This window comes from Muribacter muris (assembly GCF_004569585.1).
GTDB classification, from domain to species: domain Bacteria; phylum Pseudomonadota; class Gammaproteobacteria; order Enterobacterales; family Pasteurellaceae; genus Muribacter; species Muribacter muris.
Genome location: NZ_SPPA01000087.1, coordinates 1 through 252, shown reverse-complemented (window position 1 = coordinate 252; position 252 = coordinate 1). Strand labels below are relative to the sequence as shown.

The window sequence follows — 252 nt, the reverse complement described above, 5'->3', positions numbered from 1 at the left end:
TTTCCATGCAAAGCATACCAGGTTATTCCCTGTTTAAATAACAAGGAGTTTATCAAAAGATGCAGTGGATCACTTTTCGATGATCTTACTGCATCAGCCTGGCGCATTTTTGCATGATCATTAACACTCAACGATAACGTGTTGCCTTACTTTGAAAGCCAAAATTTACCGATATTACGCATTCTTACCGACAGAGGGAGTGAATATTGTGGTAAGGTAGAAAATCACGATTATGAGCTTTATTTGGCAATC

1 pseudogene is annotated in these 252 nt (G+C 38.1%); it reads left to right on the top strand.

What is annotated here, in order from left to right:
- Positions 1–126: 126 nt before the first annotated feature.
- Positions 127–252 (top strand): annotated as a pseudogene (locus tag E4T80_RS12705) (IS481 family transposase); the annotation flags it as partial.